Consider the following 13,932-nt stretch of genomic DNA (forward strand, 5'->3'; position numbering starts at 1 on the left):
TAAACGCCAGCTATCGCACCATTAAGTCAATCAATTAGACAAGGTATGAGGATATCTGCAGACTTTGTTTCACCATCAGGCTATAACCTGATAACAAACACCAAACAATAATTCCTACTATAAAAAGCCTGCACTCAATATGAAATTTAAACGCCAAATCAAACCCTACCGCGCGGCTGCGGGCGGCTGGGGTTCACTGGAAGCCACCACGCGTTTCGTTCTTGACAGCAAAGCGGCACTGAAAAATATGCGCAACCTGATGCGCATGAATAAAGCACGCGGTTTTGACTGTCCGGGCTGCGCATGGGGTGATGACAATAAAAGTACCTTCAGCTTCTGCGAAAACGGAGCTAAAGCGGTGACCTGGGAAGCAACACGCCGCATGGTCGACAGCGATTTTTTCGCGAAGCACAGCGTGACAACGCTCTATACCCAGAGTGACTACTTCCTGGAGTATCAGGGGCGTCTGACCCATCCACTGCGCTATAACGCGGAAACCGACCACTACGAGCCCATCAGCTGGGATGATGCGTTTGCGCTGATCGCGCAGCACATTAAGGCGATGGACCATCCGGACCAGATGGAGCTTTACACCTCTGGTCGCGCCAGCAATGAAGCCTCCTGGCTTTATCAGCTGTTTGGCCGCCTGATGGGCACCAATAACTTCCCTGACTGCTCCAACATGTGCCACGAAGCCAGCGGCACTGGTCTGAAGCGCAGCATTGGCGTCGGCAAAGGCACCATTCGCCTGGATGATTTCGACCACGCTGATGCCATTTTTGTCTTCGGGCAGAACCCTGGCACCAACCATCCGCGTATGCTGCACAGCCTGCGTCACGCTGCCGATCACGGCGCGAAGATCGTCACGTTTAATACCCTGCGCGAGCGCGGTCTGGAACGTTTTGCCGATCCGCAGAAACCGCTGGAAGTGGTGACCTCGAAAGCGGGCAATATCAGCTCCTCTTATTACCAGCCGAACCTTGGCGGTGATATGGCAGCGGTGCGGGGCATGGTCAAATCCCTGCTGGAAACCCATCGCGCGCGTCTGGCAGCTGGTGAAAGTGGCCTGTTTGATCAGACGTTTATTAATGCCAAAACCAACGGTATTGAGGCCTATCTCGACGCCGTGGATAACACCAGCTGGATGCAGATTGTGGCGCAGTCTGGTCTGACTCAGGCGCAAATCCGCGAAGCTGCGGCGATCTACCAGAGCGCTGACCGCGTGATCTGTACCTGGGCGATGGGCATTACCCAGCATAAACACTCGGTCGACACGGTGCGCGAAATCACCAACCTGCAGCTGCTGTTTGGGCAGCTGGGCAAAAAAGGTGCAGGCCTCTGCCCGGTTCGCGGTCACAGCAATGTGCAGGGCAACCGTACCATGGGTATTGATGAGAAACCGGCTAAAGCCTTCCTGGATGCGCTGGGTAATCATTTTGGTTTCGAGCCACCGCGTGCGCCAGGCCACAACACCGTTGAAGCGCTGAACGCGATGCTGCGTGATGAAGTCAAAGTGCTGATCGCGCTGGGTGGCAATCTGGCTGCGGCTGCGCCCGATTCACCCCGCACCGAAGAGGCGCTGTCACGCTGTGGTCTGACCGTACATATCAGCACCAAACTGAACCGCAGCCATCTGGTGCCGGGACACGAAGGGCTGATTCTGCCAACGCTGGGGCGCACCGAGCGCGATATCCAGGCGACCGGCAATCAGTTTATCACCGTGGAAGACTCCTTCAGCATGGTTCACGCCTCTGAAGGGATCGGTATTCCGCTGGCGGAAACGCAGCGTTCAGAAACCTCGATTGTTGCGGGTATCGCCCAGGCGGTGCTGGGCGATGAGAAAGTGAAATGGCGCGAGCTGGCGGGTGATTACAACCTGATCCGTGAGCACATTGCCGCGACGATTCCGGGCTTTGCCGACTTCAACGCCAAATGCGATATCCCGGGTGGTTTCTATCTGGGCAATGCAGCAGCGGAATTGCGCTTTAATACGCCAAGCCAGAAAGCGGAGTTCAACGCCTCAGCGCTGCCGACCTCGCTGTTCCCGACGCTGGATCAGGATGTGCCGTTCACGCTGCAGACGCTGCGTTCCCATGACCAGTACAACACCACTATTTACGGTCTTGATGATCGTTACCGTGGCGTGTTTGGTCAGCGTGAAGTGGTGTTCATCAACCCGGACGATATGGCAGATCTGGGCTTCACCGAAGGCCAGAATGTTGATATCGAAACGCTGTGGAATGATGGCATCACCCGTCGTGTCAGCGGCTTCAAACTGGTTCCCTACAATATTCCGCGCGGTAACCTGGCGGCTTATTACCCCGAAACCAACCCGTTGGTGCCGCTGAACAGCTTTGGCGATGACAGCGGTACACCGACCTCTAAATCGGTGCCGGTAAAGCTGGAACGCTCTGAGGCACTGGCCGATCAGCGCATCGCCTGATAGCGCCTTCGCCACTCCCTGAAAAGCCGGTTCGTCCGGCTTTTTGCCTTGCCGCGCGGCGTCGATTCGCGTAAAACTGTCAGCCGCAATCAGCCAACGAAACGTAAAAATTATGTTCCAGGATAACCCGCTGCTCGCGCAGCTGAAAGAGAAGCTCCATTCGCAAACGCCTCGTGCTGAAGGCGTCGTTAAAGGCACCGAAAAAGGCTTCGGCTTTCTGGAAGTCGATGCGCAAAAAAGTTACTTCATCCCGCCACCGCAGATGAAGAAAGTGATGCATGGCGATCGTATCACCGCCGTGATCCACAGTGATAAAGATCGCGAAAGCGCTGAGCCGGAAACCCTGATTGAACCGTTCCTGAGCCGCTTTGTTGGCCGGGTGCAGAAGAAAGACGATCGCCTGTCGATTGTGCCGGATCATCCCCTGCTGAAAGATGCCATTCAGTGTCGCCCTGCACGCGATGTCAGCCATGCATTTGAAAATGGCGACTGGGCTGTGGCGGAAATGCGTCGCCATCCACTCAAGGGCGATCGCGGCTTTTATGCCGAACTTACCGATTTTATTGTCAAAGCCGATGACCATCTGGCGCCGTGGTGGGTGACGCTGTCGCGTCATAACCTTGAGCGTGAAGCGCCCGATGTCAGCTTTGGCGAGATGATGGATGAAAATCTGACGCGTGAAGATCTGACCGCGCTGGATTTCGTCACCATCGACAGCGCCAGCACCCAGGATATGGATGATGCGCTCTATGTGGAAGCGCACGATGATGGCACGCTGCGTCTGACCATCGCCATCGCCGATCCGACTGCCTATGTGGCGGAAGGCAGTCAGCTCGATAAGCTGGCGGCACAGCGTGCGTTCACCAACTACCTGCCGGGCTTTAACATCCCGATGCTGCCGCGCGAACTCTCTGATGATGTCTGCTCGCTGCGTCCGAATGTGCGCCGTCCGGCGCTGGCCTGCCGCGTTACGGTGGCCGCCGATGGCACCTTAAGTGATGACGTTGAGTTCTTTGCTGCCTGGATTGAGTCCAAAGCCAAACTGGCCTACGACGACGTCTCTGACTGGCTGGAAAACAGCGGCACCTGGCAGCCGGAGAGTGAGGCAATTGCGGAACAGATTCGTCTGCTGCACCGTCTCTGCCTGGCGCGCAGCGAGTGGCGCCAGACCCACGCGCTGGTGTTTAAAGATCGCCCGGATTACCGCTTCCTGCTGGGTGAAAAAGGCGAAGTGCTGGAGATCGTGGCTGAACCTCGCCGCATCGCTAACCGCATCGTTGAAGAGTCCATGATTCTGGCAAACGTCTGTGCGGCGAAAGTGCTGCGTGACCGTCTCGGCTTTGGTATCTACAACGTCCATGCCGGTTTCGACGCCACCAATGCTGAGCAGGCTGCCGCCGTGCTGGCCAATCACGGTATTTCCGTGGATGCACAGGCGATCACCACGCTGGATGGTTTCCGCGTGCTGCGTCGTGAGCTTGATGCCCAGCCGACCCAGTTCCTCGACAGCCGCATCCGTCGTTTCCAGACCTTCGCGGAGATCAGCACTGAGCCTGGCCCCCACTTTGGCCTGGGTCTGGAGGCATACGCCACCTGGACCTCACCGATTCGTAAGTTCGGCGACATGATCAACCATCGTCTGCTGAAGGCGATTATTCGCGGTGAGACTATTGCCCGCCCGGATGATGCAGTAACGGTGACGATGAGTGAGCGCCGCCGCCTGAACCGGATGGCGGAACGTGATGTTGGCGACTGGCTCTACGCCCGTTATCTGGCCCCGTTTGCGGCCACTGACCGTCGCTTCAGCGCTGAGATTATTGATGTTTCGCGTGGCGGTATGCGCGTTCGCCTGGTCGAGTTTGGCGCCGTCGCCTTTATCCCGGCACCGTTCATTCACGCAGTGCGTGATGAGCTGGTCCTCAGCCAGGAAAATGGCAGCGTACAGATCAAAGGTGAAGTGGTTTACCGCGTCACTGACGTCATTGATGTCACCATCGCCGAAGTCCGTATGGAAACCCGCAGCGTTGTGGCCCGTCCCGCCGTCTGAACACGGTGTGTTTAAGCGATAAATCTGGCGGGATAACCTGGTTATCCCGCCTGTTTCTACCCTACCTGCGTTGCAAAAACGTTAAATTTGTACCCCGCTTCACACTTCTCCACTGATTAACTTTCACTTACATTCCATTACATTAAGTTTAACTCGTTGTTTTCGATCGCTTTCCTCTCGGTCCCTACAAGGAGTTAGTCATGAAAAACGTCAAAACCAGTGTGATCTGGTTAGTAGTGGCGTTAATCGGCGCGGGCGCTTTCGCCATGCTGGCCCTCAGCCGCGGCGAACACGTCAACGCAGTCTGGCTGGTGATAGCCGCTGTCGCCTGTTACAGCATCGCTTATCGCTTCTACAGCCTGTTTATCGCCCGCAATATCTTCGAACTGGACGATCGCCGGATGACCCCCGCCGAGCGGCTGAGCGACGGACTCGATTATGTCCCGACCAATAAATGGGTGCTGTTTGGTCATCACTTTGCGGCTATTGCCGGTGCCGGTCCGCTGGTCGGCCCGATTCTGGCGGCGCAGATGGGATTTCTGCCGGGAACCATCTGGATTCTGGTTGGAGTCATGCTGGCGGGCGCGGTTCAGGATTTCCTGATCCTGTTTATCTCAACCCGCCGTGATGGCCGCTCTCTGGGCGAGATGGCGCGGCAGGAGCTGGGTGCGTTTGCCGGTGTGGTGACGATGCTTGGCGCGCTGGGTGTGATGATCATTATCCTGTCGGCGCTGGCGCTGGTTGTCGTGAAGGCGCTGGCGAACAGCCCATGGGGCCTGTTTACCATTGCAGCCACCATTCCCATTGCGCTGTTTATGGGCGTCTACATGCGCTTTATCCGGCCCGGTAAAATCGCCGAAGTGTCACTGATTGGCTTTGTGCTGATGATGGCGGCGATTATTTATGGCGGCGACGTCGCACAGCATCCTTACTGGGGGCCCTTCTTTACCCTGAAAGGCACCTCACTGACCTGGGTACTGGTGATTTACGGCTTTATTGCTTCTGTGCTGCCGGTCTGGCTGCTGCTGGCACCCCGCGACTACCTTTCGACCTTTCTTAAAATCGGCGTGATTGTCGGGCTGGCAGTGGGCATCGTTTTTGCCATGCCTGAGATGAAAATGCCAGCGGTGACCAAATTTATCGACGGCACCGGCCCGGTCTTCTCCGGTGCGATGTTCCCGTTCCTGTTTATTACCATTGCCTGCGGTGCGATCTCCGGCTTCCATGCACTGGTCTCCAGCGGCACAACGCCGAAGCTGGTAGAGCGGGAAAGTCATATCCGCTTTATTGGCTATGGTGCGATGCTGATGGAGTCATTTGTGGCGATCATGGCGCTGATTTGTGCCTCGGTGCTGGATCCGGGCGTCTACTTTGCCATGAACTCACCCGCTGCACTGATTGGCACCACCGTTGAAAGCGCTTCACAGGTGATCAATGGCTGGGGCTTTGTCGTGACGCCTGAAATGCTGAGCGGGATTGCGCGGGACGTGGGTGAAGGCTCGATTCTCTCCCGCGCAGGCGGCGCGCCTACTTTCGCGGTCGGCATGGCCCACATCATTACCGAGATCTTTAACAGCCGGGCGATGATGGCCTTCTGGTATCACTTTGCCATTCTGTTCGAAGCGCTGTTCATCCTGACCGCCGTGGATGCGGGTACCCGCGCCTGCCGTTTTATGGTGCAGGATCTGGTGGGAACCGTGGTGCCTTCTCTGGCGAACAACCGATCCTGGCTGGGGAATATGGCGGGTACCACCGTCGCAGTCGCGGGCTGGGGCTTCTTTGTCTATCAGGGCGTGGTCGATCCACTGGGCGGCATTAACACCCTGTGGCCACTGTTCGGCATCGGCAACCAGATGCTGGCGTCGATGGCATTGATTCTCGGCACCGTGGTGCTGTTTAAAATGAAAAAGCAGCGCTACGCCTGGGTGACTATTCTGCCCACCGTCTGGCTGTTTATCACTTCGATGACCGCGGGCTGGCAGAAAATTTTCCATGAAAAACCCTCTATTGGCTTCCTGGCCCAGGCGAGTAAGTTCCGCAAAGGGCTGGATGAAGGGGTGATCATTGCGCCAGCAAAAAGCGTGGCGGATATGCAGACCATTGTGTTCAGCAATCAGATCAATGCGGCGCTGTGCGCTTTCTTTATGCTGGTGGCGGTCACGATGCTGGTCGCCGCGTTCTTTGTGATTCGTCGTGCGCTGAACAGTGCGGTGCCGACCACCAGCGAGACGCCTGCGGCGCTGCGTAACAAGGTGGTACGTCATGTCTGATGCCATTCATCAGGGCCATCGTCCACAGGGTGAGTGGCAGATTATTCGCTGCCACCTGACGGCTTCGCCGATGCCGCAGGCACTCAGCTGGCGGGGATTCTGGCGCGGTCTGCAACAGTGCTTCCGCTTAATGGTCGGGGTCCAGGATTATCAAAAATATCTGCAGCATATGCGTCTGCATCATCCCGACCAGCCGCCGATGAATGAGCGTGATTTCCACCGCTACTGCCTGGATGCCCGCTTCCCCAGCCAGGCGGGTAAACTGGGTAAATGTCCCTGCTGACCGCACGCTACAGCCCCGCGTCGTCGGGGCTTTTTTGTGCCATTCTTATCTGGATGGGAAAATATATTTGGTTTGCATCTTGTGCTGGCGTCAGATGATGAATACTGTTGCTAAAATAATGAGATAACGCCTGCATAGCACTTCCCGGAGGAAGTTTCCATGACCGATGAACACGGGCAAACGTTGTTGTACACTCTTTTTGGTACAACCAGCCCTCATTGGCGTCTGACCGCGGACAGCGATGCGTTGCATTTTGCCGAAGATGAGTCATCACAAACCAATATTGCCCTGCCGCTGACCCCCGGTCAGGCCGCCATGATCCGCGCGATGCCGGTCATCACCTCAAGCATCAATCTGACTATGACCCTACAGGGCATTGACGTGCCGATGCATTTTGTCGGACGTAAAGTGAATCAGGCTTCATGGGCTGGCACCGCCTCTGCCTGGGGTGATACGTCTGCGGTTGCCCGCGATTTAACTCTCGGGCTTTCATTCGCTGAACAGGTGGTTTCTGAAGCTAATTCGGTGATTGTCATCCTCGATCAGCGCGGCAATATTCAGCGTTTTAACCGCCTGAGTGAAGAATATACCGGCCTGAATGAGCACGAGGTTATTGGCCGTAACGTCTTTCAGCTTTTTATGACCAAACAGGAAGCCTCACAGTCACGACGCAACATTGCGGGCTTCTTCCGCGACGGCAACTCTTATGAGGTTGAGCGTTGGGTTAAAACCAAAAAAGGTCAGCGACTGTTTCTGTTTCGTAATAAGTTTGTTCACAGCGGCAGTGGAAAAAATGAAATTTTCCTCATCTGTTCTGGCACAGACATCACCGAGGAACGACGCGCCCAGGAACGTCTGCGGGTACTGGCAAACACCGATACGGTGACCGGTTTACCCAATCGCAACGCCATTCATCAACAGATTAGCCTGGCGCTGGAGCGATCTGAAGGTGATGAGACCGGCGTGGTCTATCTTGATCTCGATAATTTTAAGAAAGTGAACGACGCCTACGGTCATATGTTCGGCGATCAGTTATTGCAGGCAGTATCACTGGCCATCCTCAGCTGTCTGGGTAAAGACCAGACTCTGGGCCGTCTGGGTGGCGACGAATTTGTGGTGCTGGCTGAGCACACCAGCCAGGCGGCACTGGAAGCGATGTCTTCCCGCATTCTTGAGCGGCTGCGTCAGCCGTTCCGTATCGGGCTAATCGAAGTTTACAGCGGTTGTTCTATTGGCATCGCTTTCGCGCCGCTGCATGGCGACGATCGCGAGAGCCTGATTCGCAACGCGGACACCGCGATGTATCACGCCAAAGAGAATGGGCGCGGCAAGTTCTGCGTGTTTGCGGCTGAGATGAACCAGCGCGTCTTCGAGTATCTGTGGCTGGATACTAACCTGCGCAAGGCGCTGGAACTGGATCATCTGCTGGTGCACTACCAGCCAAAAATCGACAGCGATGGCCAGGTCCGCAGCGCCGAAGCACTGGTGCGCTGGAACTCACCAGAGCGTGGTCTGGTCTCGCCTGCTGACTTTATTCCCTATGCTGAAGAGTCAGGGCTGATTGTGCCGCTGGGACGCTGGGTCATGCTCAACGTGCTGAAGCAGATTATCGCCTGGCGTGAGCAGGGCATTTTTCTGCGCGTCGCCGTCAACGTTTCGGCCCGCCAGCTGATTGATCAGAGCATCTACACTGACCTGAAACAGGCGCTGCACGAAGCTCATGTCACCGACTGCCCCATCGATATTGAGCTGACCGAAAGCTGCCTGATTGAGAATGAAACTGAAGCGCTGAAGCTGATGAAGCAGTTTCAGGAACTGGGCGCACAGGTGCACCTGGATGACTTTGGCACCGGTTACTCTTCGCTTTCTCAGCTGGCACGCGTGCCAATCAATGCCATCAAACTCGACCAGAGCTTTATCCGCGACATTAACAAGCAGCCGGTTTCACAGTCGCTGGTGCGCGCTATCGTCGCCGTTGCCAAGGCGCTCGATTTGCAGGTAATCGCTGAGGGTATTGAGAACCCGGATGAAGAGAAGTTTGTCCTCAAAAGTGGTGTCGATGGGCGTCAGGGTTACTATTACGCAAAACCAATGCCCGCGGAACAATTTGGGCATTGGCTGGCTAAGCATCCTGCCCGCGTTTAACGCTGGTTAAGATTAACCCGCTTTACGCAGTGATGCGCTGTGGCGGTTTTGTAACTGTACCAGGCGTTCCATGTAAGCAATGTCTTTGGGTTCGATAGTGAAGGCATAATCAACCCAATCCTCAGTGATATCCATCAGCTCAGCGCGTGACAGTTGCAGCACGCGCTGACGCGCTTTCAGCATTGCCCGTACGCCATTGAGCTTAGGCCGTAACGTATCGATAAAGGTGCGTGTGGCACGATAGCTGTCGCCAGGCTGGAAGACTTTATCCACCAGTCCGCGCGTCTCATACCACTCCGCGCTATGGGACTCCCCTTCACAGATTAACTCCTCTGCCAGTTTCATGCCGGAACGACGCGCCACCAGCGAATAGCCGCCCATGCCAGGAAACAGGTTAAAGGCAATTTCCGGGAAGCCCATCCGTGCGTTGTTCTGCGCCAGAATGAAGTGATGCGCCAGCGCCGCTTCAAATCCGCCGCCCAGCGCACTGCCTTCAATCATCGCCAGCGTCACCGCGCCGGTATCGAAACCGCGTGCGGCCGAATGGATACAATCCACACAGGCACGGGCATAGGCTCGCAGCGCCTCACGGCGGTTATTGCGAATGCACTCGACGAAGAAACGCAGATCGCCCCCGGCGTTAAACATCTGCGGCACCAGTGAGCCGGTGACCCAGAAATCAATTGGCAGACCGGAGCGCTGAGCGGCATAGCTCAGATTCATGATCTCCTCAATCAGTTCGTGGTTGAAGCTCGGACGGGGCTGAGCACGCAGCATCATCCACATGGTACGACGCCCTTCTTCGTAATAGGCGACTAACTGCGTGGTATTGCCGACTTCGGTAAATAATCTGCACGTTGCTTGGTTAATAACTGTCATTGTCTCATCCTCTGTTTATATTTTGATGCGTTAAATACGCCACATCAGCGTAATGCAGAGTGAGGCCAGACCAAATGAGAGATTGATTTACAACATAAAATCCAGAGTGATCCCCGACTGGCGCGTCGGGGATTGATTAGGCGGGTTACTTAATAGCGGCACGCTGTCCGACGGCAACATGAAGACGCTTAAGACGTTTTGAATAGATGGCAGTGATGATGGGCACCAGCACAGAGGTCACAATCACGGAAGTGGCCACCAGCGCCGTGGCCGCCGGGGCAACCGGTTTAAACTGCGGCAGCATTTCGGCAATCAGCACCGGTGTAGCCACCGCCGCGCCTGCCGTACTGGATGCGGCCACGCCCGCCGTGCCATCCCCCCCACCAATCAGCCGATCGGCCAGAATAAGCGGGATGCCGGTGATGATGATAACTGCCACGCCCAACATGATGCCCAGCAGGCCGGTTTCCGCAATGACACCCAGGTTAATGGTGTTGCCCAGTGCAAAAGCGAAGAAGGGAATCAGCGTATGTACCGCTTTTCCGAAGAAGTCGCGCAACTCCGGATCAAGATTCCCTAATGCAAACCCCACCACAAACGGCAGGACCGCGCCGACAAACACGTGCGGCTCGAATGACGCGATACCGGCGGTGCCCAGAATCACCATGGTCATTAATGGCCCGGACTCCAGCGACATCAGCACAAAGGCACCGGCTTCCTCTTTAGAACCGTACTGTTGCATGATGGAGGCATAAAGACCGCCATTGGTCATATCCATCGCGGCGACCAGCGCCAGCGTCGATAAGCCGGCAAACATCCCCACTTCTACGCCATTTACCGGCATCACTCGTGAGGCGATTGCGGCCACCACCCATGCCACGGCAATTTTGGTGAGCACCAGCGTGCCGGATTTGCGTAGTACCGTTCCGGTGGCGCTGAGTTTTATCGACGCTCCCATGCAGAAGAACCAGACGGCCAGAATGGGCACGGTGCCGGTCATCAGACCGTTGGTGAAAGAACCGAAATATTTCCCGGCCCCCGGTGAGAACGTATGGCAGAGTGCGCCGATAAACAGCGGAATGAGCATCATGCCGCCCGGAATTTTATCTATTGCCCGTTTGATGTGCATATACATGTCACCTTTGCTATGCCAGAGGGTGCCCGAAGGCGATGCAGGCAAAGTAGTGACTTGAGGTAATCAAAACAGTGATCGACTCGATAAAATGAAACGCTGTTTTATTTTTAATGATAAGTTGTTTTGTTAATTATGACGGGGATCGCCATACAAGTCTCAAAAGAGACTAATAAAAAGCGGGACGCTATTGCGTCCCGCCTGTTATTTTTGCCCGTACCAGGCATTCTCGCCATGCTTTCGCAGATAGTGCAGGTCAAGCAGCGTCTGGTTAATCGGCGGCAGGTCTGGTGTCAACTGCCGGCTGAACAGGCCCATATAGGCCACCTCCTCCAGCACTACCGCGCTATGCACGGCCGCATGGGCGTCTTTGCCCCAGGCAAACGGGCCGTGCGAGTTGACCAGCACCCCAGGAATTGCCGAAGGTGACAATCCGCGCTGCGCATAGGTTTCGATAATCACTTCCCCCGTATTCCACTCGTACTCGTGCTGAATCTCTTCGTTGCGCATTGCGCGGGTACAGGGGATCTCGCCATAGAAATCGTCAGCGTGGGTGGTTCCCCAGGCAGGAATCGGTCGTCCAGCCTGCGCCCAGATGGTCGCATGCCGCGAATGAGTATGGACAATGCCACCGACTTCTGGCCAGGCGAGATAGAGCGCACGGTGTGTCGCCGTGTCCGATGAAGGGCGTTTATCCCCTTCCACTACCTCGCCACTCGCCAGATCGACGACCACCATGTCGTCGCGCTTCATCACGTCATAGCTTACGCCAGACGGTTTAATCACCAGCAAACCCTGTTCACGATCAACCGCGCTGACATTGCCCCAGGTGAAGGTCACCAGGTTGTATTTAGGTAGATCCAGATTCGCTTCCAGAACCTGTTGTTTAAGGTGTTCCAGCATGCCTTTTCTCCTGCTGACAATCGTCCCTGAATTTTGCGGAGTCAGACGCCAAAGGGTTATGGAGCAAATGGCTATAAACGCAGAAGGAATGGCTGTGAATGCAAAAATGTGTCGTGATTTCAGAATTTTCTATCTTCGGAATTTATCCAGAATGCTTAGAATCTTCTCAGGCAATGCCTGGACCTGTCCGGTCCGGCATTGTGCCTCACCCGCTACAAACGGTTTGTCCATGGTGATCACATTTCGATGCCGTCACGGACGCGGCAATGATGCGACACAAGCGGGCTGAGGAAATATCGGAGCTATACTAAGAGTGTTGCCTCTGTGAGCACATCAAAGGAGAAGTGTATGACAACAACAATGAAACGAATCACTGCCGTTGTACTGGCGACCACGTTAGCTGTTGCACTGAGCGGCTGTTCTAACTGGTCTAAGCGTGACCGCAATACCGCCATTGGTGCGGGCGCGGGTGCGATTGGGGGTTCAGTATTGACCAATGGTAGCGCACTCGGCACAGTCGGCGGCGCCGCTGTCGGTGGTATTATTGGTCATCAGGTCCACTAAGGACCTTATTAAAAGAATAATCGGCTACGCTAAGCATCTGCATGACAATCGGGCTACTCTGGTAGCCCGATTTTTTTATTCATCCGCCCGCCAGTTTGACCTTCATCCCTTTGGCTTCCAGCAGGGTTTTCAGCAAGTCGCGTTTATCGCCCTGAATTTCAATAACGCCCTCTTTTACCGAACCGCCACAGCCACACTTCTTTTTCAGTTCTGCCGCCAGCAGCGTCAGAGCCGCATCATCCAGGTCGATGCCGGTGATCAGGCAGACGCCTTTGCCTTTGCGTCCGCTGGTCTGACGCTGGATCCGCACAACACCATCCCCTTTTGGCCGCTCTGCTTTTGGCTCCGGCTGCGTGATGCGCCCGCTGTCGGTTGAATAAACCAGTGGATTGTCATTCGCCATTATTGTGTCTCCAGACTGGCCAGAATCGCCTGCAGGGCGGCGGCGGGGTCGGCGGATTGCGTAATAGGACGCCCGATAACCATGTAGTCTACGTCCGCCTGCTTCGCCTGCTGCGGTGTCATGATACGACGCTGATCGCCGGCATCGCTGCCTGCCGGACGAATCCCCGGCGTGACCAGCGCAAACTCCCTACCCATCACCTGTTTGAAGCGGACCGCTTCATGTGCGGAACAGACCACCCCATCCAGTCCGCACGACTGGGTCAGTTTTGCCAGTCGCTCTGCCTGTTCGGCAGGGGAAAGCGTAATGCCCAGCTCTCTGAGATCGTCTGCATTCATGCTGGTCAGTACGGTCACCGCAATCAACAGCGGCGCATCTTTACCAAAGGGAAGCAGCGCCTCACGCGCCGCGTTCATCATCCGCGCCCCGCCGCTGGCATGAACGTTGACCATCCAGACGCCAAGATCGGCAGCGGCAGCTACGGCATGCGCGGTGGTATTGGGAATATCGTGAAATTTAAGATCGAGGAACAGCTCAAAACCACGCTGCTGCAGAGTGTTAACCAGCGAGGGACCAAACAGCGTAAACATCTCTTTGCCCACTTTCAGGCGGCAACTGCGGGGATCGATCTGGTCGACGAAACGCAATGCGCTGTCGAGGTCATGATAATCCAGCGCTACCAGAATCGGCGAAGCGGTCACGTTGTGGGGTGAAGGCATGGCATTTCCTCTGCAGTAAGCACCCGCAGGCGCGATTGACAAACGGCAAGCATTCTACCCGCGGTGTCTGGCCATCACAATCGCCATTGCCATTCTGCCTGGCAATAAGTGCACGACTGCTAAAGTTGGTTGATGAGTATTTAT

The 13,932-nt window shown here is 55.7% G+C and carries 11 protein-coding genes; 6 read left to right on the forward strand and 5 right to left on the reverse strand.

Annotated elements, in window-relative coordinates:
• Positions 1 to 139 precede the first annotated feature (139 nt).
• From N1689_RS06160 to pdeR, 5 genes are all read left to right on the forward strand, one after another.
• Positions 140 to 2,443, forward strand: a complete 2,304-nt coding sequence (locus tag N1689_RS06160) for an FdhF/YdeP family oxidoreductase (RefSeq protein ID WP_161736294.1) — start codon at positions 140 to 142, stop codon at positions 2,441 to 2,443.
• Between the two features lie 112 nt (positions 2,444 to 2,555).
• Complete coding sequence (locus N1689_RS06165; protein WP_161736295.1) at positions 2,556 to 4,490, forward strand: exoribonuclease II; 1,935 nt, start codon at positions 2,556 to 2,558, stop codon at positions 4,488 to 4,490.
• Positions 4,491 to 4,690: 200 nt separating this feature from the next.
• Positions 4,691 to 6,760, forward strand: coding sequence for a carbon starvation CstA family protein (locus N1689_RS06170; RefSeq protein ID WP_222925420.1), 2,070 nt, complete (start codon positions 4,691 to 4,693; stop codon positions 6,758 to 6,760).
• Positions 6,753 to 7,043 (forward strand): YbdD/YjiX family protein, encoded by a 291-nt coding sequence (locus N1689_RS06175; RefSeq protein WP_013358002.1) that lies wholly within the window; start codon positions 6,753 to 6,755, stop codon positions 7,041 to 7,043. Before N1689_RS06170 ends, N1689_RS06175 begins: the two co-directional genes overlap by 8 nt.
• Before the next feature lie 159 nt (positions 7,044 to 7,202).
• On the forward strand, positions 7,203 to 9,188 hold the full coding sequence (gene pdeR, locus N1689_RS06180; RefSeq protein ID WP_161736297.1) for a cyclic di-GMP phosphodiesterase: 1,986 nt from the start codon (positions 7,203 to 7,205) through the stop codon (positions 9,186 to 9,188).
• 12 nt (positions 9,189 to 9,200) lie between these two features.
• On the opposite strand, the gene N1689_RS06185 is transcribed toward pdeR, so the two are convergent.
• The 3 genes from N1689_RS06185 to araD form a co-directional block, all read right to left on the reverse strand.
• On the reverse strand, positions 9,201 to 10,067 hold the full coding sequence (locus tag N1689_RS06185; RefSeq protein ID WP_003853843.1) for a crotonase/enoyl-CoA hydratase family protein: 867 nt from the start codon (positions 10,065 to 10,067) through the stop codon (positions 9,201 to 9,203).
• A 145-nt stretch (positions 10,068 to 10,212) separates the two neighbouring features.
• Positions 10,213 to 11,196 (reverse strand): 2-keto-3-deoxygluconate transporter, encoded by a 984-nt coding sequence (gene kdgT / locus N1689_RS06190; RefSeq protein ID WP_260058295.1) that lies wholly within the window; start codon positions 11,194 to 11,196, stop codon positions 10,213 to 10,215.
• A 207-nt stretch (positions 11,197 to 11,403) separates the two neighbouring features.
• Positions 11,404 to 12,102: an L-ribulose-5-phosphate 4-epimerase gene (gene araD, locus N1689_RS06195; RefSeq protein WP_222925418.1), complete on the reverse strand. Its 699-nt coding sequence runs from the start codon at positions 12,100 to 12,102 to the stop codon at positions 11,404 to 11,406.
• A 348-nt stretch (positions 12,103 to 12,450) separates the two neighbouring features.
• Between araD and osmB the strand changes: the two genes are divergently transcribed.
• Entirely contained in the window at positions 12,451 to 12,666 is a 216-nt protein-coding gene (gene osmB, locus N1689_RS06200; protein WP_003853848.1) for an osmotically-inducible lipoprotein OsmB, read from the forward strand.
• Between the two features lie 79 nt (positions 12,667 to 12,745).
• On the opposite strand, the gene yciH is transcribed toward osmB, so the two are convergent.
• Both yciH and pyrF read right to left on the reverse strand, forming a co-directional pair.
• Positions 12,746 to 13,069: a stress response translation initiation inhibitor YciH gene (gene yciH / locus N1689_RS06205; RefSeq protein WP_013358006.1), complete on the reverse strand. Its 324-nt coding sequence runs from the start codon at positions 13,067 to 13,069 to the stop codon at positions 12,746 to 12,748.
• Positions 13,069 to 13,788, reverse strand: a complete 720-nt coding sequence (gene pyrF / locus N1689_RS06210) for an orotidine-5'-phosphate decarboxylase (protein ID WP_260058298.1) — start codon at positions 13,786 to 13,788, stop codon at positions 13,069 to 13,071. Before pyrF ends, yciH begins: the two co-directional genes overlap by 1 nt.
• Between the last annotated feature and the right edge of the window lie 144 nt (positions 13,789 to 13,932).

This window comes from Pantoea sp. XY16 (assembly GCF_025153065.1).
GTDB lineage: Bacteria > Pseudomonadota > Gammaproteobacteria > Enterobacterales > Enterobacteriaceae > Pantoea > Pantoea alfalfae.

What these genes read in the sequence shown, in the direction of transcription:
- N1689_RS06160 (WP_161736294.1), top strand. Translation starts at nt 140, where the DNA reads ATGAAATTTAAACGCCAAATCAAACCCTACCGCGCGGCTGCGGGCGGC.
- N1689_RS06165 (WP_161736295.1), top strand. Translation starts at nt 2,556, where the DNA reads ATGTTCCAGGATAACCCGCTGCTCGCGCAGCTGAAAGAGAAGCTCCAT.
- N1689_RS06170 (WP_222925420.1), top strand. Translation starts at nt 4,691, where the DNA reads ATGAAAAACGTCAAAACCAGTGTGATCTGGTTAGTAGTGGCGTTAATC.
- N1689_RS06175 (WP_013358002.1), top strand. Translation starts at nt 6,753, where the DNA reads ATGTCTGATGCCATTCATCAGGGCCATCGTCCACAGGGTGAGTGGCAG.
- pdeR (WP_161736297.1), top strand. Translation starts at nt 7,203, where the DNA reads ATGACCGATGAACACGGGCAAACGTTGTTGTACACTCTTTTTGGTACA.
- N1689_RS06185 (WP_003853843.1), bottom strand. Translation starts at nt 10,067, where the DNA reads ATGACAGTTATTAACCAAGCAACGTGCAGATTATTTACCGAAGTCGGC.
- kdgT (WP_260058295.1), bottom strand. Translation starts at nt 11,196, where the DNA reads ATGCACATCAAACGGGCAATAGATAAAATTCCGGGCGGCATGATGCTC.
- araD (WP_222925418.1), bottom strand. Translation starts at nt 12,102, where the DNA reads ATGCTGGAACACCTTAAACAACAGGTTCTGGAAGCGAATCTGGATCTA.
- osmB (WP_003853848.1), top strand. Translation starts at nt 12,451, where the DNA reads ATGACAACAACAATGAAACGAATCACTGCCGTTGTACTGGCGACCACG.
- yciH (WP_013358006.1), bottom strand. Translation starts at nt 13,069, where the DNA reads ATGGCGAATGACAATCCACTGGTTTATTCAACCGACAGCGGGCGCATC.
- pyrF (WP_260058298.1), bottom strand. Translation starts at nt 13,788, where the DNA reads ATGCCTTCACCCCACAACGTGACCGCTTCGCCGATTCTGGTAGCGCTG.